Here is a 22,262-nt window from a genome sequence, read left to right on the forward strand (position 1 = left end):
AACCTTCCGTCATGCCTAAATTTTTCATCGAACATCCAGTCTTCGCCTGGGTGGTTGCGATCCTGATCTCGCTCAGCGGCGTGATCGCGATCCTCAACCTCGGCGTCGAGTCCTATCCCAACATCGCCCCGCCGCAGGTGACCGTCCAGGCCACCTACCCGGGCGCGAGCGCGGACACCACTGAAAAATCGGTCACCCAGGTGATCGAGCAGCAGCTGACCGGTATCGATCACCTGCTGTACTTCAGCTCGTCCTCGTCCTCCAACGGCCGTGCGCAGATCACCCTGACCTTCGAGACCGGTACCGATCCGGACATCGCCCAGGTGCAGGTGCAGAACAAGGTGTCGCTGGCCACGCCGCGCCTGCCTTCGGAAGTGACCCAGCAGGGCGTGGTGGTGGCCAAGGCCAACGCCGGCTTCCTGATGGTGGTCGGCCTGCGTTCGGATACCGGCACCATCAGCCGTGACGCCCTGAACGACATCGTCGGTTCGCGCGTGCTCGACCAGGTCTCGCGTATCCCCGGCGTCGGCAGCACCCAGCAGTTCGGTTCCGAGTACGCCATGAACATCTGGCTGAACCCGGAAAAGATGCAGGGCTACGGCCTGTCGGCCAGCGAAGTGCTGGCTGCGGTGCGCGCGCAGAACGTGCAGTTCGCCGCCGGTTCGCTGGGTTCGGATCCCTCGCCGGACGGTCATTTCACCGCCACCGTCTCGGCCGAAGGCCGCTTCAGCTCGCCTGAAGAGTTCGAGAACATCATCCTGCGGGCCAATGCCAACGGCTCGCGCGTGCTGCTCAAGGACATCGCCCGCGTCGCCTTCGGTGCCAACAACTACGGCTTCGATACCCAGTACAACGGCCAGGCCGCCGGCGCCTTCGCCATCCAGCTGCTGCCGGGTGCCAACGCCCTGAACGTGGCCGATGCCGTGCGCGCCAAGATGGACGAGCTGCAGCCGAGCTTCCCGGCCGGCGTCAGCTGGTTCTCGCCGTACGACAGCACCACCTTCGTCAAGATCTCCATCGAGGAAGTGGTCAAGACGCTGTTCGAAGCGGTGTTGCTGGTGTTCCTGGTGATGCTGATCTTCCTGCAGAACTTCCGCGCGACGATCATCCCCACCCTGGTCATCCCGGTGGCCCTGCTCGGTACCTTCCTGGGCATGTGGCTGATCGGCTTCACCATCAACCAGCTGACCCTGTTCGCGATGGTGCTGGCGATCGGCATCGTGGTCGATGACGCGATCGTGGTGATCGAGAACGTCGAACGCATCATGACCGAGGAAGGCCTGGCGCCGAAGCCGGCCACGCAGAAGGCGATGACCCAGATCACCGGCGCGGTGGTGGCGATCACCGTCGTGCTGGCAGCAGTGTTCATCCCCTCGGCCCTGCAGGGCGGTGCGGCCGGTGAGATCTACAAGCAGTTCGCGCTGACCATCGCCATCTCGATGGCGTTCTCCGCGTTCCTGGCGCTGGGCTTCACCCCGGCCCTGTGCGCGACGTTCCTGAAGCCGACCCACAACGACAACCCGAACATCGTCTACCGTACCTTCAACAAGTACTACGACAAGATCAGCGGGACCTACGTCGGCCACATCACCTCGGCGGTGAAGCATGCGCCGCGCTGGATGATCCTGGCGGTGGTGCTGACCGCGCTGTGCGGCTTCCTGTTCACCCGCATGCCGGGCAGCTTCCTGCCTGAAGAAGACCAGGGCTACGCACTGGCCATCGTGCAGCTGCCGCCGGGTTCGACCAAGGGCCAGACCAACGAAGTCTTCTCGCAGATGCGCGGCATCCTGAAGGACCAGGAAGGCTACGAAGGCCTGATGCAGATCGCTGGCTTCAGCTTCGTCGGTTCGGGCGAGAACGTCGGCATGGGCTTCATCCGCCTCAAGCCGTGGGCCGACCGCAAGGTCACCGTGCCCGAGTTCATCCAGAACATGAACGGCGCGTTCTACGGCATCAAGGAAGCGCAGATCTTCGTGGTCAACCTGCCGACCGTGCAGGGCCTGGGCCAGTTCGGCGGCTTCGACATGTGGCTGCAGGACCGTGGTGGCCAGGGCTACGAACAGCTGACGCAGGCGCGCAACATCCTGCTGGGCAAGGCCGCACAGGAAAGCGACAAGCTGGTCGGCGTGCGTCCTAACGGCCTGGAAAACGCCCCGCAGCTGGCGCTGCATGTCGACCGCGTGCAGGCGCAGTCGATGGGCATGTCGGTGTCGGACGTGTACAGCACCATCCAGCTGATGCTGGCCCCGGTGTACGTCAACGACTTCTTCTACCAGGGCCGCATCAAGCGCGTGACCATGCAGGCCGACGCGCCGTACCGCACCGGCCAGGAATCGCTGAAGAGCTTCTACAGCCCCTCCAGCCTGACCACCAATGCCGACGGCACCAACGCCATGATCCCGCTGAACACGGTGGTCAAGTCGGAATGGGTGTCGGCCCCGCCGTCGCTGAGCCGCTACAACGGTTACTCGGCCATCAACATCGTCGGCTCGCAGGCCCCGGGCAAGAGCTCGGGTGAAGCGATGACCGCGATGGAAGACATCGTCACCAACGACCTGCCGGCCGGTTACGGCTATGACTGGTCGGGCATGTCCTACCAGGAAATCCTGGCGGGCAACGCGGCGACGCTGCTGCTGGTGCTGTCGGTGGTGGTGGTGTTCCTCTGCCTGGCCGCACTGTATGAAAGCTGGTCGATTCCGGTGGCCGTGCTGCTGGTGGTGCCGCTGGGCGTGCTGGGTGCCATCGGCCTGTCGATGATCCGCGGCCTGCCCAACGACATCTTCTTCAAGATCGGCATGATCACGGTGATCGGCCTGGCCGCGAAGAACGCGATCCTGATCGTGGAGTTCGCGGTGGAGCAGCGTGCGGCGGGCAAGACCCTGCGCGATGCCACCATCGAAGCGGCCCGCCTGCGTTTCCGCCCGATCCTGATGACCTCGTTCGCGTTCATCATGGGCGTGATCCCGATGGCCATCTCCACCGGCGCCGGCGCCAACTCCCGCCACGCCATCGGTACCGGCGTGATCGGCGGCATGCTGTTCGCCACCCTGCTGGGCCTGCTGATGATCCCGGTGTTCTTCGTGGTCGTGCGCCGCATGCTGGGCGACAAGCTGGATGAACCCTCCAAGGAGTTCATGGAGCGCCAGCGCGACGCGGAAGCCGCACACCGTCCGGATCGTTGATCCGGCGGCAGGTTGAAATGAAAAGGCCCCGGAGCGATCCGGGGCCTTTTTTGTTGCCGCAACGCGGGGCTACGGTACACGCCAACCAAGATTGGCATCTACCAGAGCAGCAGGCACCGCCCCTCAGCGCAGCAGCGCGATCACCGCACACACGGCCACGATCACCAGCGCCACCCACTGCATCGGCACGAAGAAGAAATGATGCGGTGCCGCCTCACCCTTCTGCCGCGGCGCACGGTTCAGCCAAAGACCCAGCAGCACGTTCACGCCAGCACCGATGCCACCGCCCAGCAGCACCTGCTGCAGCGGAATGTTGCCCTTCGGGCCTTCGTGCGGGAAGAAGTACGCCAGCAGCAGGATCACCGCGATCGGTGTCACCAGCGTCATGAATCCCCAACCGCGATAGATCATCGTGCAGCTCCATGCAAAAAAGGGCTGCATTGTAGCGGGGGCAACGGCGCGCGATCGTTTTTGTAGAGCCGAGCCCATGCTCGGCTGCTCTTACCGGAGCCGAGCATGGGCTCGGCTCTACAGAAGGCCAAAGGCACGGCGCATCCACGCATGGCGTGGATCTACCGTACCGGAGCATGGGCTCGGCACACATCCACATCCATCGGACGCGCCGCCATTGCGGCGGCGCGTCCACTCGAACTCAGCGCAGGCCCGTCTCGTTGCGGGCAATCACCAGGCGCTGGATTTCCGAGGTACCTTCGTAGATCTCGGTGATCTTGGCATCACGGAAGTAGCGCTCCAGCGGCATTTCCTTGGAATAGCCCATGCCGCCGTGGATCTGCACGGCCTGGTGGGTGATCCACATCGCGGCTTCCGAAGCAGTCAGCTTGGCGATGGCCGCTTCGTTGCTGAAGCGCTTGCCTTCACCCTTCACCCACGCCGCGCGCAGGGTCAGCAGCAGGGCGGCGTCCAGCTTGCACTTCATGTCGGCGATCTTCGCCTGGGTCATCTGGAAGGTACCGATGGCGGCACCGAAGGCCTTGCGGTCCTTCACGTATTCCAGGGTCGCTTCATAGGCGGCACGGGCGATGCCGATGGCCTGCGACGCAATGCCGATGCGACCGGCGTCGAGCACGCCCATGGCGATCTTGAAGCCCTCGCCTTCCTGGCCGAGCACGTCGTCGGCCTGGGCCACGTAGTCGTTGAACTCGATCTCGCAGGTGGCCGAGGCACGGATGCCCAGCTTCGGCTCGGTCTTGCCGCGGCCGAAGCCGGCGTTGTCGGTGTCGATCAGGAAGGCGGTGATGCCGCGCGCGCCCTTGTCAGGCTCGCTCATCGCGAACAGCACGATGTACTTGGCCACCGGGCCGGAGGTGATCCAGCTCTTCTTGCCGTTGATGACATAGGTGCCGTCGGCCTGCTTGACCGCGCGGCAGCGCATGGCGGTGGCATCCGAACCGGACTGCGGCTCGGTCAGCGCGAACGCACCGATGGCCTGGCCTTCGGCAATGGCGCGCACGTACTTCTGCTTCTGCGCCTCGCTGCCATGGGTCAGGATGCCGTTGCAGAACAGCGAATTGTTGACCGACATGATGGTCGAGTGCGCCGCATCACCGGCGGCGACTTCCACCATCGCCAGCACGTAGGCCACCGGGTCCATGCCCGCGCCACCGTATTCGGTCGGCACTTCGATGCCCATCAGGCCGTTTTCGCCCAGCAGGCGGATGTTTTCAAGCGGAAATTCGCCGGTGCGGTCATGGTGCTCCGCGCTCGGGGCGATCTTCTCCTGCGCGATGCGCCGCGCCACGTCCTGCAGCATCAACTGCTCTTCAGTAAAGCTGAAATCCACAACACCCTCCCAGGTACATGATGATAGGGGCCACGCACTGCGCGCCCAGGTGGCTCGATTGTACCGGGGCCGGGCAACGGCGGCTGACTTGGAGGGTGTTGCGGCTTGACCGGGACCGCTGCCGTCGGCGAATATATCTCTATATCGCGATAGGTAGATATTCATGGATCTGGAAGACTGGTCGACCCGCCTGAAGGTGTTCGCCGACGCCACCCGCGTGCGCCTGCTGGCGCTGCTGGAACAGGAAGAGCTGACCGTGGCCGAGTTGTCGGCGATCACCCGGCTGGCGCAGCCGCGGGTGTCGACCCACCTGGCGCGCCTGAAGGAAGCCGGCCTGGTCCGCGACCGCCGTGCCGGCGTGTCGGCCTATTACCGCTTCGACGATGCGCAGCTGGACCCGGCGCAACGCGCATTGTGGCATGCCTTGAGCAACGGAAGCGACGATCCACTGCTGCGCCAGGATGCTGAACGCGTCGCTGCGGTGATGGCCAGCCGCGCCGCCGACCAGAACTGGGCCGACAGCGTGGCCGGCGACATGGAGCGCCACTACTCGCCGGGCCGCACCTGGGAAGCCCTGGCCCGCACCGCGCTGCCGCTGCTGGAAACCGGCGACGTGCTCGACATCGCCTCCGGTGACGGCGTGCTGGCCGAACTGGTGGCCCCGCACGCCAGCCGCTACGTCTGCATCGACACCAGCGCGCGCGTGGTGGCCGCCGCCAGCGAGCGCCTGCGCCGCCTGCCCAACGTGGAGGTGCGCGAGGGCGACATGCACGCCCTGCCCTTCAAGGACGGCAGCTTCGACCTGGTGGTGCTGATGCACGCCCTGACCTACGCCAGCAAGCCGGCGCAGGCCGTGGCCGAGTCCGCGCGCGTGCTGCGCCCGGGCGGCCGCCTGCTGCTGTGCAGCCTGGCCCGCCACGAGCACAAGGCCGCGGTGGAAGCCTATGGCCACGTCAACCTCGGCTTCAGCGACAAGGAGCTGCGCAGGTTCGTCGACAAGGCCGGCCTGCAGGTCTCCAGCCTGGAAACCGTGACCCGCGAAAAACGCCCGCCGCATTTTGAAGTCATCTCGCTGATCGCCAACAAGCCCTGAGGTCGCCGTGTCCGCCCTGCCCTGGCTGCATCCCGAACGTGCCCATGCCCTGCTTGCCGCACTGCGCGAGCGCATCCTGATCATCGACGGTGCGATGGGCACGATGATCCAGCGCCACAACCTGCAGGAAGACGATTACCGCGGCCAGCGTTTCGCCGGCGGCTACGACCACGACCATGGCCCCGGTTGCGACCACGGCGCGCCGGAAGGCCACGACCTGAAGGGCAACAACGACCTGCTGCTGCTCACCCGGCCGCAGGTCATCGGTGACATCCACACCGCCTACCTGCAGGCCGGCGCGGACCTGGTGGAAACCAACACGTTCAACGCGACCTCGGTCAGCCAGGCCGACTACCACCTCGAACACCTGGTGTACGAGCTGAACAAGGCCGGCGCCGCCGTCGCCCGCGCCTGCTGCGATGCCGTTGAAGCCACCACGCCGGACAAGCCGCGCTTCGTCATCGGGGTGATCGGGCCGACCAGCCGCACCGCCTCGATCAGCCCCGACGTGAACGATCCCGGCTTCCGCAACACCAGTTTCGACGAGCTGCGCGACACCTACCGCGAAGCCATCGAAGGCCTGATCGACGGCGGCGCCGATACCCTGATGGTCGAGACCATCTTCGACACGCTCAACGCCAAGGCCGCGCTGTATGCGCTGGAAGAGGCCTTCGATGCGCGCGGTGCACGCCTGCCGGTGATGATCTCCGGCACCATCACCGATGCGTCCGGCCGCACCCTGTCGGGGCAGACCGCCGATGCCTTCCATGCCTCGCTGGCCCATGCGCGCCCGCTGTCGATCGGCCTGAACTGCGCGCTGGGTGCCGATGCCATGCGCCCGCACGTGGAAACCCTGTCCCAGGTGGCCGACTGCCATGTCAGCGCGCACCCCAATGCCGGCCTGCCCAATGCCTTCGGCGAGTACGACGAGACGCCCGAGGAAATGGCCGCCACCCTGCGTGGCTTCGCCGAGGACGGCCTGCTGAACCTGGTCGGTGGCTGCTGCGGCTCCACCCCTGACCATATCCGCGCCATCGCCGAGGCCGTGGCCGGCCTGCCACCGCGCGCCCTGCCCGGCGCACAGGAGCAGCAGGCCGCATGAGCACTTCGCCCTACACCCGCCTGTCCGGCCTGGAACCACTGGTCATCACCCCGGACCTGCTGTTCGTCAACGTCGGCGAGCGCACCAACGTCACCGGCAGCGCGCAGTTCCGCAAGCTCATCAAGGAAGGCCGCTACGAGGAAGCGGTGGACGTCGCGCGCCAGCAGGTGGCCAGCGGTGCGCAGATCCTCGACGTCAACATGGACGAAGGCCTGATCGATTCGGAAGCGGCGATGACCCGCTACCTCAACCTGATCATGTCCGAGCCGGACATCGCGCGCATCCCGGTGATGGTCGATTCCTCCAGGTGGAGCGTGATCGAGGCGGGCCTGAAATGCCTGCAGGGCAAGAGCGTGGTCAACTCGATCTCGCTGAAGGAAGGCGAGGCGCTGTTCCGCGAGCACGCGCGCAAGGTGCTGCGCTATGGCGCGGCCGCGGTGGTGATGGCCTTCGACGAGGCCGGCCAGGCCGATACCTGCGCGCGCAAGGTCGAGATCTGCACGCGCGCCTACCGCATCCTCGTCGATGAAATCGGCTTCCCGCCGCAGGACATCATCTTCGACCCGAACATCTTCGCCGTCGCCACGGGCATCGAAGAGCACGACAATTATGCGGTCGACTTCATCGAAGCGACCCGCATCATCAAGCAGACCCTGCCGCACTGCCACGTGTCCGGCGGCGTCTCCAACGTGTCGTTCTCGTTCCGCGGCAATGAGACGGTGCGCCAGGCCATCCATTCGGTGTTCCTGTACCACGCCATCGCCGCCGGCATGGACATGGGCATCGTCAACGCCGGCGCGATGCCGATCTACGACGAGCTGGAACCGGAACTGCGCGAGCGCGTGGAGGATGTGATCCTCAATCGCCGCAGCGATTCGACCGAGCGCCTGCTGGAGATCGCAGAGCGCTACAAGGGCAAGAAGGGCGCAGCGAAGACCGAAGACCTGGCCTGGCGCGAAAAGCCGGTTGCGCAGCGCCTGGCGCATGCGCTGGTGCACGGCCTGGATGCCTTCGTGGAAGAGGACACCGAGCTGGCCCGTCAGGCCTCCAGCCGCCCGCTGGATGTGATCGAAGGCCCGTTGATGGACGGCATGAACGTGGTCGGCGACCTGTTCGGCGCCGGCAAGATGTTCCTGCCGCAGGTGGTGAAATCCGCGCGCGTGATGAAGAAGGCGGTGGCCTACCTGCTGCCCTACATCGAAGCCGAGAAGGCGCGCAGCGGCGACACCGCGCGCAGCAACGGCAAGATCATCATGGCCACGGTGAAGGGCGATGTGCACGACATCGGCAAGAACATCGTCGGCGTGGTCCTGGCCTGCAACAACTTCGAGGTCGTCGACCTTGGCGTGATGGTGCCGGCGCAGAAGATCCTCGATGCGGCGCGCGAACACCACGCGGACCTGATCGGCCTGTCCGGCCTGATCACGCCCTCGCTGGAAGAGATGAGCCACGTCGCCCGCGAGATGGAGCGCCAGGGTTTCGACCTGCCGCTGCTGATCGGCGGTGCGACCACCTCGCGCGCACACACCGCGCTGAAGATCGACCCGCATTACAAGGCGCCCACGGTGTGGGTGAAGGACGCCTCGCGCGCGGTCGGCGTAGCCCAGTCGTTGATCTCGCGCGACCTGCGCGAGGCCTTCGTCGCCGCCAACGAAGCCGACTACGCCGAGATCCGCGCGCGTCATCGCAACCGTGGCGATGCCAAGCGCCTGGTCTCGCTGGAACACGCACGCGGGCAGAAGTTCCAGGGCGACTGGGCGAACTACACCCCGCCCGCACCGAAGCAGCCGGGCCTGCACGTATTCGATGATTACCCGCTGGCCGAGCTGGTTGATTACATCGACTGGACGCCGTTCTTCCAGGCCTGGGAACTGGCCGGCAAGTACCCGGCCATCCTCACCGATGAGATCGTCGGCACCCAGGCCAGCGAGCTGTACCGCGACGCCCGCGCGATGCTCGACCGCATCGTCGGCGAGAAGTGGCTGCAGGCCAAGGCCGTGTTCGGCCTGTGGCCGGCCAACAGCGTCGGCGACGACGTGCGCGTGCAGCACCCGGAGGGCGAGACGACCCTGCACTTCCTGCGCCAGCAGGTGGACAAGCCGGCCGAGCGCCCCGACTTCTGCCTGGCCGACTTCATCGCCCCGGCCGACAGTGGCCAGCAGGACTGGATCGGCGCCTTCGCGGTGACCGCCGGCATCGGCATCGACGCCCACGTCGCGCGCTTCGAGGCCGACCATGACGACTACAACGCGATCCTGCTGAAGGCCCTGGCCGACCGCTTCGCCGAAGCGCTGGCCGAGCGCCTTCACCAGCGCGTACGCACGGAGTTCTGGGGCTACGACCACGCCGAGACGCTGGACAACGAGGCACTGATCGACGAGCAGTACCGCGGCATCCGCCCGGCACCGGGCTACCCGGCCTGCCCCGAGCACAGCGAGAAGCGCCGCCTGTTCGACCTGCTGCAGGCCGAAGCGAACGCCGGCATGGAGCTGACCGAGAGCTTCGCGATGCTGCCCACCGCCGCCGTATCGGGCTACTACTTCAGCCACCCGCAGAGCCAGTACTTCGTGGTCGGCCGCCTCAGCCGCGAACAGGTGAGTGACTACGCGCGCCGAAAGGGCGTCGACCGCGCCCAGGCCGAGCGCTGGCTGGCCTCCAACCTCGACTACGACCCCGAATGAGGCGGTAGCGCCGGGCCATGCCCGGCGTCATCTCCCGTCCGCCGGGCATGGCCCGGCGCTACCGTGCATGATTCCCGCGATGACCGTTCCTGCTGCCCGCCTGTCCAGCTTCTACCTGTTCTATTACGCGGCGCTGGGCGCCTTCACGCCGTACTGGAGCCTGTTCCTCACCGCGCGCGGGATGAGCGTCACCGCCATCAGCGTGATGATGGGCCTGTGGTACGCCACCCGCGTGGTCGCGCCCAGCACCTGGACCACGCTGGCCGCCGCCTCGCCGCGCCCGATCCGCCTGCTGCGGGTGGGCTGCGTGCTGACGCTGCTCAGCTTCGCCGTGTTCCTGCTGCCGCTGCCGCAGCCATGGATGTACCCGGCGATGGTGGTGTTCTGCTTCTTCTACAACGCGGTGATGCCGCAGTTCGAGTCGATCACCCTCACCCACCTGGGCAGTGACAGTCATCGCTACGGGCTGATCCGGGTCTGGGGCTCGCTGGGCTTCATCGCCATCGTCACCCTGTTCGGCTGGCTGATCGAAGGCGATGGCAGCGGCAACCGCGCCGGGCTGCTGCCGTGGATGATGCTGCCGCTATTCGCCCTGCTGGTGGTCTCGGCCTTCAGCAACCAGTACGCGCGCGGCATCGGCAAGGCCGAGGGTGATGCCAGCGGCTTCTGGCAGATCGTGCGCCGCCCGCCGGTGCTGGCGTTCTTCCTCGCCGCCTTCATGGAACAGCTGTCGTTCGGGCCGTACTACACGTTCTTCTCGGTCTACATGGACCACCACGGCTACCGTACTTCCACCCTCGGCCTGCTGTGGACCATCGGCGTGGTGTTCGAGGTCGGCGTGTTCTTCACCATCGGCCGCTTCTTCCGCCGCTACGACGCCAGCTGGATGCTGCTGATCGCACTGGTCAGTTCCTGTCTGCGCTGGGCGGTCACCGCGCTGTTCCCGGAAAACCTGCCGGTGATGCTGGTGGCGCAGACCGCGCATGCGCTGGGCTTTGCCGCGTTCTTCGCCGCGGCGATGCAGATGCTGGCGACCTATTTCCCCGGCCGCCTCAACGGCCATGGCCAGGGCCTGCTGTATGGCTTTTCGTCCGGTGTGGGTGGCGTGCTGGGCGCACTCATCGCTGGCCAGCTGTGGACCATCGACAACGGCCGCACCGCGTTCCTAGCCGGCAGTGGCTTCGCCCTGGTCGGCGCCCTGCTGTGCTTCTTCGCGCTGAGCCTGCCGCTGATCCGCGCGCGGCGCCGCGTCGCCCGCGCGGAGTGAACGCCATGCGCCGCTTCAGGGCTGGCGCAGGACCTTCTGCAGTGACGGCAGCAGCACGCGGTTGCCATAACCACTGACGTGGTCGCCATCGAAGTACAGCGGCCGGCCATCGCGCTGTGCCGGGCACAGGGTGTCGTCACACAGCACCGGCAGCGGGTCCCACATCACCGCACCCGGCAGGCCATCGACCACCTGCTGCAGGCTGCCGAGCATGGGCGCACGCAGCGCCTCCATGTCCGCGCGTGTGCTGACCAGTCCATTGCGGCAGACTTCATTGTCGGCGTTGAACGCATCCGAACACCGGTATGGCGGTGCTGGCAGCACGGGCTTGGGCGCCTCCATCACGACACGGACGCCGCGCTCGGCCAATGGCTTCCACTGGGCGATCGCCTCGGCCACCTCAGCGTCACGGCCTGCGGCCGCCTCCGGCGTGCGTTCGCCCGCGAGCTGCGCCGCGGCATCGAACAGCACGAACTGGTCGGACAGGCGCGGAACGCGCAGTGACACCAGCACCACCACGTCGCCGGGCTGCGCCCGCTGGCTGATGTCGGCGAACACGGCCGCGTCGAAGGCTTCGCAGCCTGCGCCCGCTCCGCGCCACTTCTGCAGGCTGACCTGCGGGCAGCCCCCACGGCCATACAGCGACACATGCGCACCGGTATCCAGCGCCAGCCGCTGCAGCAGCTCGATGTAGGCCATGGCATGCGAATCGCCGGCCACGAACACACGGGCGGGTGCGGCCGCGGGGACAGGGCGATCACAGCGCCCGCGCGCATAGGTGCGGGCACTGCCACCTTCGAAGCGATGCTTGCCGGTCACCAGCGCGCACCCCGGGAAATCGTCGGCCACGCGCCTGCTGCTGGCGTACCAGTCCGCTGCGTTCCGGCTGACGGTGCTGAATGACAGCAGCGATGCCTGCGAGTACAGCAGCATCTGCAGGGCGCCGGCCAGCACGAGCGCGGCAGCGCCACTGGCCACCCAGCGCAGCGACGTCGCGCGCGGCGCCAACGGGCCACGGAAGGGCTGTTCCACCCAGCGCCACGACAACCAGGACAGCAGCGCCACCAGCAACGTCGCCGAGAGCATCTGCAGCGGTGTTTCCAGGCCCACGGTCCAGCGCATCAGCACGAACACCGGCCAATGCCAGAGGTAGAGCGAGTAGGACAGCAGGCCGATGCGACGCATGGGCGCGCTGGCCAGCACGCGGCCGATCCAGGCCTGCGGATGGTGGTGCAGCGACCACAGCAGCCCCGCCGTGGCGAATGCCGGCAGCAGGCCATCGGGCCACGGTGAGTGTCCAGCGCGCGCGGTCCACAGCGCCCAGCCCAGCAGGGCCAGCGACAGCGCGGCCAGCAGCGAGAACACCCACGCACCACGGGCCAGCGAGCGCTGCGTCAGCGGGTCGAGCGATGCGCGCACATGCAGCAGCTGGAACAGCAGCACGCCCACGCCCAGCTGCCACAGCCTCGTGGTTGTGGCGTAGAAGGCCCAGGAAGGCGGCACGTCGCGCAGGCCCAGCACCGCCGCATGCAGCAGCGATGCCGCGCTGACCAGCAGGAACAGGCCCAGGCTCAGCCAGCGCCCACGTGCGCCCCGTGCCCAGGCCAGGAACAACAGCGGGAACAGCAGGTAGAACTGCTCTTCCACGCCCAATGACCAGGTGTGGGTATAGGGATTGAACTCGGCCTTGGGCGCGAAATAGTCGTTGCCGACCGCGGCCAGCACCCAGTTGCTGAGGCCGAAGAAGGCCATCAGGCCCGTCTTGTCACTGGCCTCGCTCAACCACGATTCGGGAATGAACATCACGCTGGCCATCGCAGTGACCAGCAGGCAGGTGACCAGGGCCGGGGCGATACGGCGGATGCGCCGCGCATAGAAGCGCAGCATCGAAGCACCCAGCGACAGTGGCGGCAGGCGATGCACCGACGCACTGACCACGAAACCGGAAATGACGAAAAACACGTCCACGCCGGTGAACCCGCCCGGCAGCCAGGCCGGGTCCAGGTGGAACACGATCACCGCCAATACGGCGATCGCGCGCAGTCCATCGATGTGCGGTACGTAACCGCGCCCTGCCTCAGCCGTCATCCTGCCCTTCCCCCAACTGCCACGTCGGCGGGCGTGGCAGGCAACTCAATCCATTACCAGACCAGGTCGTCCGGCACCTGGAACTGCGGGTCCGCGTACGGATCTTCCTCGGCCGGCGCGTTCGGATCGACCTTCAGCGCTACCGATGCGGCGAACACCGCTTCGGACTGCGCCAGCAGCTCGGCGGTCACCAGCAGGTAACGGCCGTTGAGCTGGACCACGCCCAGCTCACCCGCATTGAGTGCGGTCAGCTGCGCGGCGGTCACATAGATGCGCTTGATCTTGCCGCCATACGGGAAGTGGCGGGCGATGTCGGCCGCCTCGTCATTGAGACCCTTGTCCTTCAGCAGTTCTTCCAGCTTGGCCTTGGCCTCGCGGCGCTGGCGCGCTTCTTCCTGCTTCAGGCGCTCGGTCTCGATGCGCTCTTCCTTTTCCTTCTGCGCGCGGATGGCGTAGGCCTTGGCCAGGTCCATCTCTTCGGCGCTGCGCGGCTTGCGCGGGCCCTGCTGGCCCGGGCCACGCGACTGGCCGGGCTTGCCGGGCTTGCCGGCGCCGCCATTACCGTGGCCACGACGCTCGCCAGGCTTGTGCTCGCCCTTGCCAGCGCCCTGCGGCTTTCCATTGCCATTGCCACCCTTGCCCTGCGGGCGGCCATCACGGCGGGGGCCATCATTCTTGCGCTCGGGCTTGGGTGCCGGCTTGAAGCCCAGGCCCATCAGCTGGTCGCGGAGGGTATCGCTCATAGGAATCAGATCAGTAGTGCGGCGGCGGCGGTTCGCTCGCCGGATCAGAAGAATGCAATGCATTGCGGACCTTGCCCAGGTCTTCCAGCAGCACGCGCAGCACATCGGCATTGCGGCTGCCCTGCATGCGTGCATCGGCCAGCGCATCGCTCAATTCGGCCAGCGCGTGTTCCTGGAAGGACACGCGCATTTCCAGTTCGACCAGGCGCGCTTCCAGCGCCTGCTCGCGTTCACTCGATGAATCAGACATGCAACGAACGTCCCCGGCCAATGCCGTAGTAAGCCAGACCGGCAGCCTCGACCTCAGACGGGTCGTACAGGTTGCGGCCATCGAACACCACCGCGTCCTGCAGCTGCGAATGCAGCGCCTGGAAATCGGGGCTGCGGAACTGCTTCCACTCGGTCACGACGACCACCGCATCGGCGCCCTGCAGTGCGTCTTCGGCACTGCTGCAGAACACCAGGTCGTCACGCTGGCCGAAGATGCGCTGCGCTTCGTGGGTGGCTTCCGGGTCGTAGGCACGCACGCGCGCACCGGCGTCCCACAGCTGGGCCAGCAGGCGGCGGCTGGAGGCCTCGCGCATGTCGTCGGTGTTCGGCTTGAAGGCCAGGCCCCACACCGCGAAGGTCTTCCCGCGCAGGCTGGCGTCCGCGCCGTAGTGGCGCTGGATGAGCTCGAACAGGTGGCCCTTCTGCGCCTCGTTGACCGCTTCGACCGCGTCCAGCAGCTTCGGCGCCAGGCCGTACTGCTGCGCGGTGCGGGCCAGCGCCTGCACGTCCTTGGGGAAGCACGAGCCACCGTAACCGGCGCCCGGGTAGATGAAATGCCAGCCGATGCGCGGGTCCGAACCGATGCCCTGGCGGACCTGCTCGATGTCGGCGCCGACGCGCTCGGCGATGTTGGCCATTTCGTTCATGAACGAAATCTTGGTGGCCAGCATCGCATTGGCGGCGTACTTGGTCAGCTCGGCCGAACGCACGTCCATTTCCACGACGCGGTCGTGGTTGCGGTTGAACGGTGCGTACAGGCGGCGCATGACCGCCACCGATTCGGCGCTGGAGGCGCCGATGATGATGCGGTCCGGGCGCATGCAGTCCGCGACCGCATCGCCTTCCTTCAGGAATTCGGGGTTGGACACCACGTCGAAGGCGATGTCCGCGCCACGCGCAGCCAGCTCTTCGGCGATCGCCGCACGCACCTTGTCGGCGGTGCCCACCGGCACCGTCGACTTGTTGACCACCACGGTCGGCACGCTGATGTGCCGGCCGATGGTGCGGGCCACGGCCAGCACGTACTGCAGGTCGGCGCTGCCATCCTCGTCCGGCGGCGTGCCGACGGCGATGAAAACCACCTGCCCGTGGCCGATGGCCGCTGCGGCATCGGTGGTGAACGCCAGCCGCGATGCGGCATGGTTGGCCTTCACCATCGGCTCCAGGCCCGGCTCATAGATCGGGATGACGCCCTGGTTGAGGCCATCGACCTTGGCCTGGTCGATGTCCACGCAGACGACCTGGTGGCCGGCATCGGCCAGGCAGGTACCTGTCACTAGACCGACGTAGCCGGTACCGAAAATCGCAACGCGCATGTCCGTGCTGACTCCTGGCGGCTTACGGCAGGACGCCCAGCAGCTCGACGTCGAAGGTCAGTGCGGCGTTCGGGCCGATCGGGCCACCCGGGGTGCCGTTCTCGCCATAGGCCAGGTCGCCCGGGATCCAGAAGCGGTACTTGGAGCCGACCGGCATCAGGGCGACGCCCTCGGTCCAGCCCTTGATGACCTGGTCCAGGCCGAATTCGGCCGGGCCACGACCGGCGGAGCTGTCGAACACGGTGCCGTCCAGCAGCTTGCCTTCGTAGTTCACGCGCACCTTGCTGGTCGGCAGCGGGCGCTCGCCGCTACCCGGGCGGATCACTTGGTACTGCAGGCCCGAGGCGGTGGTCACCACGCCCGGCTGGGTCTTGTTCTTGGCCAGGAATGCATTGCCTTCCTGACGGTTGGTCTGCGCGGCCTGGGCAGCCTTGGCCTGCATTTCAGCCTGCTTGGTGCCCATGAACGACTGGATGGTCGCGGTCGCGTCGGCTTCGGTCATCTTCGGCTGGCCCTTGGTCAGGCCGGTGCTGATCGCTTCGAACAGCGAGGCGGTGTCGATGTCGTCCTTCAGCTGGGCCAGCGACGGGCCGATCGAGTACGAACCGATCATCTGCGCGACCTTGACGCGGTCGACCTTGGCCGGCTGCGAGCCCGGGGCCATCCCCGGAACCTGCTGGCCGTTGCGGGCCATCACGACCTGGCGCAGGGCCGCATCGGTGGCCTTGGCCTGGTCCTGGGTGATCTGCGGCTGCAGGCCTTCGAACGAACGCTCGACGGCGGTACGCAGGGCAGCCACGTCGATTTCATCGGCGATCGGCGCGAACGACTTGGCCACATCCAGACCGATGGCGTAGCCGAGCTTCTGCTTGGGGGAATTCAAGGTTGCGGTCTCCTTGGCGGCCGCCGGTGCGGCCGGTTGTTGCGACAGGGCGACACCGGAGGTGCCCATCGCCAGAATCAGAACCGACGCCGCTGCGCCGCGCATTCCCATCTTCATTCGCTGCATTCCTGGAAGTGTCTGGGCGCCGACGTCGGCGCGAAACGATCATTGTCGCACGCACGCCGGAGATGTCGAGGCGTGCGTGCTTTCATTCAATGCACGGCCGGTGCGGCCAGTGCCTTGTCGATGGCCGCCTTCAGCTGCGGATCATCCGGGGTGACCTTGCTGGCGAACTGGGCGATGACCTTGCCATCGCGGCCGACCAGGTACTTGTGGAAGTTCCAGCCCGGGGCGACGCCGGTGGCGGCCGTCAGGCGCTGGTACAGCGGCGTGGCCTCCGGACCGGTGACGTGCACCTTCTCGAACATCGGGAACTTGACGCCGTAGGTCAGCGTGCAGAAATCCTGGATCTGCTTCTCGTCACCGGGCTCCTGGCCCTTGAAATCATTCGACGGGAAGCCGAGCACGGCAAAGCCCTTGCTGGCGTACTGCTTGTGCAGCGCCTCCAGGCCTTCGTACTGCGGGGTATAGCCGCACTTGCTGGCGGTGTTGACCACCAGCAGCACCTGGCCGTGGTAGCGCTTTTCCAGGTTGACCTGCTGCTTGCCGGCCAGCGGGCGGTAGCTCACATCGAGCAGGTCGGCGGCCAGGGCGGTGGCCGAACCGGCCAGACCGAAGGCCAGGACGGTCAACAGGGACAGGCCGCGGAGGCGGCGCGGGAAAGCAGTCGGCAGAGGCATGAGGGTCATTCCGCAGTAGCTGTTTCAGGGCTCCGGCCAGCTCGGGCCGGGAATCGGCCGAACTATAGCACCGGGGCCCGGAGCGCCTGCCGTTGCAGGGCGGGCGGCACTTTGCATGGCGTGGCGGCTGCGGCCGGAGCACCCGGCCAGCGCATCTTTGATGACATAGCATCGATGTTGCTGAATGGAAGCAGGCCGGATCGTGCTGGCGGTGCGAGGCCTTTTCCCCTCGGATCAATCACTTGGGATGATATTTCGGAACTGTGACCACCCCTGCCATCAGTTGGGTGGAAGCAGGGCTTGCACGACAGCGTGCCGGTGTTATAGTTGCATACAACACCAGTCACCTGAGACAGGGGGAACCATGAACATCCTGATGCGACGCCGCCATGCCGCTCCTGCGGTCACCGCCGTATCGACGCTGTTGGCCCTGCTCTGGCTGGCCCTGCCGGCACCACCGGCGCCCTCCTCCTCCACCGATACAGCGCAGGACGCAGCACCCTTCACGGCCGGGAACGCCGAACCCTCTCCCCCTCCCCCGCGTCGGCTGCACAGCTCCCTGTCCATGCCGTACTTCTCGTTCGCACAGCCGCTGACCCCACGGAGCTGAATATGAGCGACATCCAGTGGAGCGACGGCGCTCCCATCTACCGCCAGCTTAAGGAGCGCGTGATCGCCATGATGCTCGACGGAATTCTCAAGCCGGGCGACGCCCTGCCTTCGGTGCGCCAGGTGGCCGCCGACTACCAGCTCAACCCCATCACCGTTTCGCGCGCCTACCAGGAACTGGCCGATGAAGGCCTGGTCGAGAAGCGCCGCGGCCTGGGCATGTTCATGACCGAGCCGGCCGCCACGCAGCTGCGCAGCAGCGAGCGCGAACGCTTCCTCAATGAAGAATGGCCGGCCGTCCTGGAGCGCATCCAGCGCCTGGGCCTGAGCCTCGACGAATTGCTGCCCCAGGGGAAGATCTGATGAGTACCGTAGCAAGCGACGCCGTCATCACCGCCAAGGGCCTGCGCAAGGCCTACAAGAACACCGTTGCCCTCGACAACGCCAGTTTCTCCATTCCGGCAGGCCGCATCGTCGGCCTGATCGGGCCCAATGGCGCCGGCAAGACCACCGCGCTGAAGGCCATCCTCGGCCTGACCTCGGTGGAAGGCGAGCTGTCCGTGCTGGGCCGCGACCCGCGCGTGCACCGCGATGAACTGATGAAGGACATCTGCTTCATCGCCGACGTGGCCGTGCTGCCGCGCTGGCTGAAGGTGCGCGAGGCCATCGATTTCGTGGCCGGCGTGCACCCGCGCTTCGACCGCGCCCGCTGCGAACGCTTCCTGGCCAACACCAAGCTGCAGCCGAAGCAGCGCGTGCGCGAGCTGTCCAAGGGCATGATCGTGCAGCTGCACCTGGCCCTGGTGATGGCCATCGACGCCCGCGTGCTGGTGCTGGACGAGCCGACCCTCGGCCTGGACATCCTGTACCGCAAGGAGTTCTACCAGCGCCTGCTGGAGGATTACTTCGACGAACAGAAGACGATCATCGTCACCACCCACCAGGTGGAAGAGATCGAGCACATCCTCAGCGACGTGATGTTCATCCGCGATGGCCGCGTGGTGCTCAGCGCGGAGATGGACGAGGTGGGCGAGCGCTATACCGAACTGCTGGTGGGAGCCGACCAGCTGGACACCGCCCGCGCACTGAAGCCGATCGACGAGCGCAGCCAGGCCTTCGGCAAGACCGTGCTGCTGTATGACGGCGTGCCGCGCAGCCAGCTTTCCACCCTGGGCGAGACCCGCAACGCGGGCCTGGCCGATCTGTTCGTCGCTGTCATGAAGGGGACCTACGCATGAATGCCGTCAACCATCCGGTCAGCCCCGCAGGCACCCTGCGCTGGCTGCTCAAGCGCGAATACTGGGAAAACCGCGGCGGCTTCTTCTACGCACCGCTGATCGCCGGCATCGTCTCGCTGCTGATGAGCGCGGTGGGCATCGGCCTGGGCCTGTTCGCCCTGCACCGCGCCGCCCGCGACGGCGGCCTGCACGTCGACGGCGAGAACGTGAACATCAACGGCCTGGACCTGGGCCTGCTGACCCAGAAGATCAGCGCCAAGGACATGGCCGACCTCGGCAACGGCCTGGACCTGACCCTGCTGCTGAGCTCCGCCTGGCCCTTCCTGGTGCTGGCCTTCGTGGTGTTCTTCTACTGCCTGGGCGCCCTGTACGACGACCGCCGCGACCGCAGCATCCTGTTCTGGAAGTCGCTGCCGCTGTCGGACACCCAGACCGTGCTGTCCAAGGTGATCAGCGCCCTGATCGTGGCACCGCTGGTGGCCACCCTGGCTGCCGTCGCCACCATGTTCGGCTTCCTGCTGATCATCAGCATCGTCGCGGTCACCCACGGCGGCAGTGCGACCACCCTGATCTGGGGCCCGGCCAGCCCGGTGTCCCTGAGCGCCGGCCTGCTCGCCGCCATCCCGGTGTACGCGCTGTGGGCGCTGCCGACCGCCGGCTGGCTGCTGCTGTGCTCGGCCTGGGCCAAGAGCAAGCCGTTCCTGTGGGCCGTCATGCTGCCGCTGTTCGCCGGCATCATCGTCAGCACCACCAAGCTGATGCATGTGTTCGACATGACCACCGGCTGGTTCTGGCAGCACATCGTCGGCCGCCTGCTGCTGGGCACGGTGCCGGGCGTGGACCTGGTCTACCGCCTCAGCGCGAGTGACAAGGCCAAGAACGTCGAGTCGCTGGCCGCGCTGATGAGCCCGGCCGAGCAGTTGAAGACCCTGGCCATGCCCGACCTGTGGATCGGTGCAGCGTTCGGCGTCGCCTTCATCGTCCTGGCCATCGTCCTGCGCAAGCGCGCCGGCGAAATCTGATCCCTTTCCGGAGAAACCACCATGCGTACCCTGCTCGCCTGTAGTGCCCTGTTGCTGCTGTTGCCGCTGTCGGTGCAGGCTGCCGACGCACCGAACTGCAAGTTCTCCGCCCCGCGTTCGCTGAAGCTGGACGCGGCCGATGCCAAGGCCGTGGTGTTCGAGGTCAACCAGCACGACCTGAAGGTGATCGCCAATGCCGGTGGCGGCCAGCTGGATGGCCGCGCCTGTGCCTCGGACAAGAGCTGGCTGGACCAGCTGGTGCTCGACCAGCGCCGCGAAGGTGACAAGCTGGTGGTCAGCCTGCGCCGCGACGGCCGCAGCGGCCTGAGCATGGGCAACAGCTATGCGTGGCTGGACATCCGCGGCAGCGTGCCGGACAACCTGCCGCTGCAGTTCCGCATCGGCTCCGGCGATGCCAGCATCGACAACGCGCAGTCGCTGAGCATGGACGTCGGCTCCGGTGATGGCATCGCCCGCGGCACCCGCGGCAGCGTGCACGCGGCGGTCGGCTCGGGTGACCTGGACATCGAGGGCGCCGCCTCGCTCAACCTGCTCTCGCTGGGCTCGGGCGACGTCAAGGCCCGCACCATCGGCGGCGACGCCGTGGTCGGCACCGTCGGTTCGGGCGACCTGAAGATCAGCGACGTGCGCGGCAACGCCCGCCTGGAGACGGTCGGCTCGGGCGACATCGGCTTCCGCCAGGTGAAGGGCAACGTCGAGATCGGCGTGGTCGGTTCCGGCGACGTGGACATCGACCAGACCGGTGGCAACGTGCATGTGCGCAGCCACGGCTCGGGGGACATCACCGTCAACGGCGCTGGCGGCAACCTGACCGTCGACCACAGCGGCAGCGGCGAGGTCCGCCACCGCGACATCGGCGGCAAGGTCACCCTGCCGCGCGGCAAGTAAGCCATCAATCCATTGCCTTGAGGGGAACGCCATGAACCTGCTGCGCCTGATACCTGCCGTCCTGCTGTGCCTGCCGCTGATCGCCTGCGGCGGCACCTCGTCCTCCTCGTCGTCGTCTTCCGGCGCCGATGCCTCCGCCACCGACACCTCGCCGGGCAAGGCCGTTGCCGATGCCACCGGCGAGATCGGCAAGAGCGTCAAGGAAGCCACGGACAAGGCGCGCGAGGAGATCGCCAAGGGCAACATCAAGATTTCCTCCGACAAGCAGCCCCGCGCCGAGATCACCCCGGATGGCCGCTTCCTGATCGCCGGCAAGGAAGTAGAGACCACGCCGGCGCAGCGTCGCCAGCTGCTGGACTACCGCGGCCATATCGCCGGCATCGCCCAGGACGGCATGGAGATCGGCGTGGCCGGCGCCAAGCTCGGCGCCAACGCCGCCAGCGAAGCGATCAAGGGTGTTTTCAGTGGCGACACCGACGGCATTGAGAAGCGCATCAATGCCGAGGCCGAGAAGCTCGAGGCCCAGGCCAAGCAGCTGTGCAACCGCCTGCCGGCGATGCTGGCCAGCCAGCAGGCGCTGGCCCGCGACCTGCCGGCGTTCCAGCCCTACGCGAGCATGGACCAGTCCGACATCGACGACTGCGACACCAACAAGGTCGTCAACCGCTGAGCCTGTGACATTTCGCCGCACCCGGCCGGCAACCTGACCCGTTGCCGGCCGCGCCGGGGCGCCCGGGCTTACAATGGCCGCCCCCGATGCACCCGATTGAACCGCCATGAAGAAGCTGTTGCTGCTGCTGGTCGCCCTGCTCTGCCTGGGCCTGGCCGGCTGCGACCAGGACTACCGCAACCACCGCGCCGAGCGCGGCAAGCCCAAGATCTCCGTCAGCGAAAGCATGGTGACCGTGCGTCGCCAGCCGGCGCCGAACATCATCATCCTGCCCGACGGCACGATGAAGGTCGACGAGATCCAGATCCCGCTCAACGATGGCCAGCGGCAGATGCTGCAGACCATGTTCGGCAAGCTGCAGGTGCTGCGCCAGAACACGCTGGTGGCCGCCCCGGCCGACCCCAACATGCAGCCGGTGAAGATCCAGCCGCCGGAAGGCATGGAGGTGATTCCGCCGGACCTGGTGCAGACCATTCCGGAGTTCAAGGACTACACCGAGACCTTCGGCAACATCGTCGCCGACCGTCGCTGACACGAAAAACGCCGCCCCGAAGGGCGGCGTTTTCGTTTGATGCGTGGATGCCGGCC

At 66.8% G+C, this 22,262-nt stretch carries 19 protein-coding genes; 11 read left to right on the plus strand and 8 right to left on the minus strand.

Translation table 11 applies throughout. The features are described 5' to 3' along the window. The first annotated feature begins 11 nt into the window (after positions 1-11). A complete protein-coding gene (locus C1925_RS13095) occupies positions 12-3,182 on the plus strand; it encodes a multidrug efflux RND transporter permease subunit (protein WP_108769272.1) in 3,171 nt (1,056 codons plus the stop codon). Positions 3,183-3,305: 123 nt separating this feature from the next. On the opposite strand, the gene C1925_RS13100 is transcribed toward C1925_RS13095, so the two are convergent. Both C1925_RS13100 and C1925_RS13105 read right to left on the minus strand, forming a co-directional pair. Further along, entirely contained in the window at positions 3,306-3,593 is a 288-nt protein-coding gene (locus C1925_RS13100; protein WP_108769273.1) for a hypothetical protein, read from the minus strand. A 241-nt stretch (positions 3,594-3,834) separates the two neighbouring features. After that, a complete protein-coding gene (locus tag C1925_RS13105) occupies positions 3,835-4,983 on the minus strand; it encodes an acyl-CoA dehydrogenase family protein (protein ID WP_108769274.1) in 1,149 nt (382 codons plus the stop codon). Positions 4,984-5,146: 163 nt separating this feature from the next. On the opposite strand from C1925_RS13105, the gene C1925_RS13110 reads away from it, so the two are divergent. From C1925_RS13110 to C1925_RS13125, 4 genes are all read left to right on the plus strand, one after another. Further along, positions 5,147-6,076, plus strand: a complete 930-nt coding sequence (locus C1925_RS13110) for a metalloregulator ArsR/SmtB family transcription factor (protein WP_108769275.1) — start codon at positions 5,147-5,149, stop codon at positions 6,074-6,076. A gap of 7 nt (positions 6,077-6,083) precedes the next feature. Continuing rightward, the gene (locus tag C1925_RS13115; RefSeq protein ID WP_108769276.1) at positions 6,084-7,178 is read left to right on the plus strand and encodes a homocysteine S-methyltransferase family protein; all 1,095 of its coding nucleotides are present in this window, start codon (positions 6,084-6,086) and stop codon (positions 7,176-7,178) included. After that, on the plus strand, positions 7,175-9,859 hold the full coding sequence (gene metH, locus C1925_RS13120) for a methionine synthase (protein ID WP_108769277.1): 2,685 nt from the start codon (positions 7,175-7,177) through the stop codon (positions 9,857-9,859). The genes C1925_RS13115 and metH overlap by 4 nt, the downstream gene beginning before the upstream one ends. A 79-nt stretch (positions 9,860-9,938) precedes the next feature. Next, entirely contained in the window at positions 9,939-11,126 is a 1,188-nt protein-coding gene (locus tag C1925_RS13125; RefSeq protein ID WP_108769278.1) for an MFS transporter, read from the plus strand. A gap of 15 nt (positions 11,127-11,141) precedes the next feature. Here C1925_RS13125 and C1925_RS13130 read toward each other — a convergent pair whose 3' ends face one another. The 6 genes from C1925_RS13130 to C1925_RS13155 form a co-directional block, all read right to left on the minus strand. Continuing rightward, positions 11,142-13,214: an acyltransferase family protein gene (locus tag C1925_RS13130; protein ID WP_108769279.1), complete on the minus strand. Its 2,073-nt coding sequence runs from the start codon at positions 13,212-13,214 to the stop codon at positions 11,142-11,144. A 53-nt stretch (positions 13,215-13,267) separates the two neighbouring features. Beyond that, positions 13,268-13,957, minus strand: a complete 690-nt coding sequence (locus C1925_RS13135) for a DUF2058 family protein (RefSeq protein ID WP_108769280.1) — start codon at positions 13,955-13,957, stop codon at positions 13,268-13,270. Between the two features lie 10 nt (positions 13,958-13,967). Continuing rightward, positions 13,968-14,207, minus strand: a complete 240-nt coding sequence (locus C1925_RS13140) for a SlyX family protein (protein ID WP_108769281.1) — start codon at positions 14,205-14,207, stop codon at positions 13,968-13,970. Beyond that, positions 14,200-15,543 (minus strand): UDP-glucose/GDP-mannose dehydrogenase family protein, encoded by a 1,344-nt coding sequence (locus C1925_RS13145; RefSeq protein ID WP_108769282.1) that lies wholly within the window; start codon positions 15,541-15,543, stop codon positions 14,200-14,202. Before C1925_RS13145 ends, C1925_RS13140 begins: the two co-directional genes overlap by 8 nt. 22 nt (positions 15,544-15,565) lie before the next feature. After that, positions 15,566-16,543 (minus strand): FKBP-type peptidyl-prolyl cis-trans isomerase, encoded by a 978-nt coding sequence (locus C1925_RS13150; RefSeq protein ID WP_108769283.1) that lies wholly within the window; start codon positions 16,541-16,543, stop codon positions 15,566-15,568. Positions 16,544-16,638: 95 nt separating this feature from the next. Further along, positions 16,639-17,226 (minus strand): glutathione peroxidase, encoded by a 588-nt coding sequence (locus C1925_RS13155; RefSeq protein WP_108770710.1) that lies wholly within the window; start codon positions 17,224-17,226, stop codon positions 16,639-16,641. A gap of 612 nt (positions 17,227-17,838) precedes the next feature. Between C1925_RS13155 and C1925_RS13165 the strand changes: the two genes are divergently transcribed. The 6 genes from C1925_RS13165 to C1925_RS13190 all read left to right on the plus strand — a co-directional run bounded on the left by C1925_RS13165 (position 17,839) and on the right by C1925_RS13190 (position 22,206). After that, complete coding sequence (locus tag C1925_RS13165) at positions 17,839-18,198, plus strand: GntR family transcriptional regulator (protein ID WP_108769285.1); 360 nt, start codon at positions 17,839-17,841, stop codon at positions 18,196-18,198. Continuing rightward, positions 18,198-19,073: an ABC transporter ATP-binding protein gene (locus C1925_RS13170; protein ID WP_108769286.1), complete on the plus strand. Its 876-nt coding sequence runs from the start codon at positions 18,198-18,200 to the stop codon at positions 19,071-19,073. The genes C1925_RS13165 and C1925_RS13170 overlap by 1 nt, the downstream gene beginning before the upstream one ends. Then, positions 19,070-20,095, plus strand: a complete 1,026-nt coding sequence (locus tag C1925_RS13175) for a hypothetical protein (protein WP_108769287.1) — start codon at positions 19,070-19,072, stop codon at positions 20,093-20,095. Before C1925_RS13170 ends, C1925_RS13175 begins: the two co-directional genes overlap by 4 nt. 21 nt (positions 20,096-20,116) lie before the next feature. Beyond that, positions 20,117-21,004 carry a DUF2807 domain-containing protein gene (locus C1925_RS13180; RefSeq protein WP_108769288.1) on the plus strand — a complete coding sequence of 296 codons (888 nt, stop codon included), beginning with the start codon at positions 20,117-20,119 and terminating at the stop codon, positions 21,002-21,004. 31 nt (positions 21,005-21,035) lie between these two features. Continuing rightward, on the plus strand, positions 21,036-21,674 hold the full coding sequence (locus tag C1925_RS13185) for a hypothetical protein (RefSeq protein ID WP_108769289.1): 639 nt from the start codon (positions 21,036-21,038) through the stop codon (positions 21,672-21,674). A gap of 106 nt (positions 21,675-21,780) precedes the next feature. Then, positions 21,781-22,206: a hypothetical protein gene (locus C1925_RS13190; protein WP_108769290.1), complete on the plus strand. Its 426-nt coding sequence runs from the start codon at positions 21,781-21,783 to the stop codon at positions 22,204-22,206. Positions 22,207-22,262: the final 56 nt, after the last annotated feature.

Source organism: Stenotrophomonas sp. SAU14A_NAIMI4_5 (assembly GCF_003086795.1).
In the GTDB taxonomy this organism is placed as follows: domain Bacteria; phylum Pseudomonadota; class Gammaproteobacteria; order Xanthomonadales; family Xanthomonadaceae; genus Stenotrophomonas.

Excerpts from the sequence above, each read along its gene's own strand:
- metH (WP_108769277.1), top strand. The coding sequence starts at position 7,175 with ATGAGCACTTCGCCCTACACCCGCCTGTCCGGCCTGGAACCACTGGTC.
- C1925_RS13170 (WP_108769286.1), top strand. The coding sequence starts at position 18,198 with ATGAGTACCGTAGCAAGCGACGCCGTCATCACCGCCAAGGGCCTGCGC.
- C1925_RS13165 (WP_108769285.1), top strand. The coding sequence starts at position 17,839 with ATGAGCGACATCCAGTGGAGCGACGGCGCTCCCATCTACCGCCAGCTT.
- C1925_RS13185 (WP_108769289.1), top strand. The coding sequence starts at position 21,036 with ATGAACCTGCTGCGCCTGATACCTGCCGTCCTGCTGTGCCTGCCGCTG.
- C1925_RS13145 (WP_108769282.1), bottom strand. The coding sequence starts at position 15,543 with ATGCGCGTTGCGATTTTCGGTACCGGCTACGTCGGTCTAGTGACAGGT.
- C1925_RS13125 (WP_108769278.1), top strand. The coding sequence starts at position 9,939 with ATGACCGTTCCTGCTGCCCGCCTGTCCAGCTTCTACCTGTTCTATTAC.
- C1925_RS13100 (WP_108769273.1), bottom strand. The coding sequence starts at position 3,593 with ATGATCTATCGCGGTTGGGGATTCATGACGCTGGTGACACCGATCGCG.
- C1925_RS13135 (WP_108769280.1), bottom strand. The coding sequence starts at position 13,957 with ATGAGCGATACCCTCCGCGACCAGCTGATGGGCCTGGGCTTCAAGCCG.
- C1925_RS13110 (WP_108769275.1), top strand. The coding sequence starts at position 5,147 with ATGGATCTGGAAGACTGGTCGACCCGCCTGAAGGTGTTCGCCGACGCC.
- C1925_RS13175 (WP_108769287.1), top strand. The coding sequence starts at position 19,070 with ATGAATGCCGTCAACCATCCGGTCAGCCCCGCAGGCACCCTGCGCTGG.
- C1925_RS13150 (WP_108769283.1), bottom strand. The coding sequence starts at position 16,543 with ATGAAGATGGGAATGCGCGGCGCAGCGGCGTCGGTTCTGATTCTGGCG.
- C1925_RS13140 (WP_108769281.1), bottom strand. The coding sequence starts at position 14,207 with ATGTCTGATTCATCGAGTGAACGCGAGCAGGCGCTGGAAGCGCGCCTG.
- C1925_RS13130 (WP_108769279.1), bottom strand. The coding sequence starts at position 13,214 with ATGACGGCTGAGGCAGGGCGCGGTTACGTACCGCACATCGATGGACTG.
- C1925_RS13095 (WP_108769272.1), top strand. The coding sequence starts at position 12 with ATGCCTAAATTTTTCATCGAACATCCAGTCTTCGCCTGGGTGGTTGCG.
- C1925_RS13190 (WP_108769290.1), top strand. The coding sequence starts at position 21,781 with ATGAAGAAGCTGTTGCTGCTGCTGGTCGCCCTGCTCTGCCTGGGCCTG.
- C1925_RS13155 (WP_108770710.1), bottom strand. The coding sequence starts at position 17,226 with ATGCCTCTGCCGACTGCTTTCCCGCGCCGCCTCCGCGGCCTGTCCCTG.
- C1925_RS13180 (WP_108769288.1), top strand. The coding sequence starts at position 20,117 with ATGCGTACCCTGCTCGCCTGTAGTGCCCTGTTGCTGCTGTTGCCGCTG.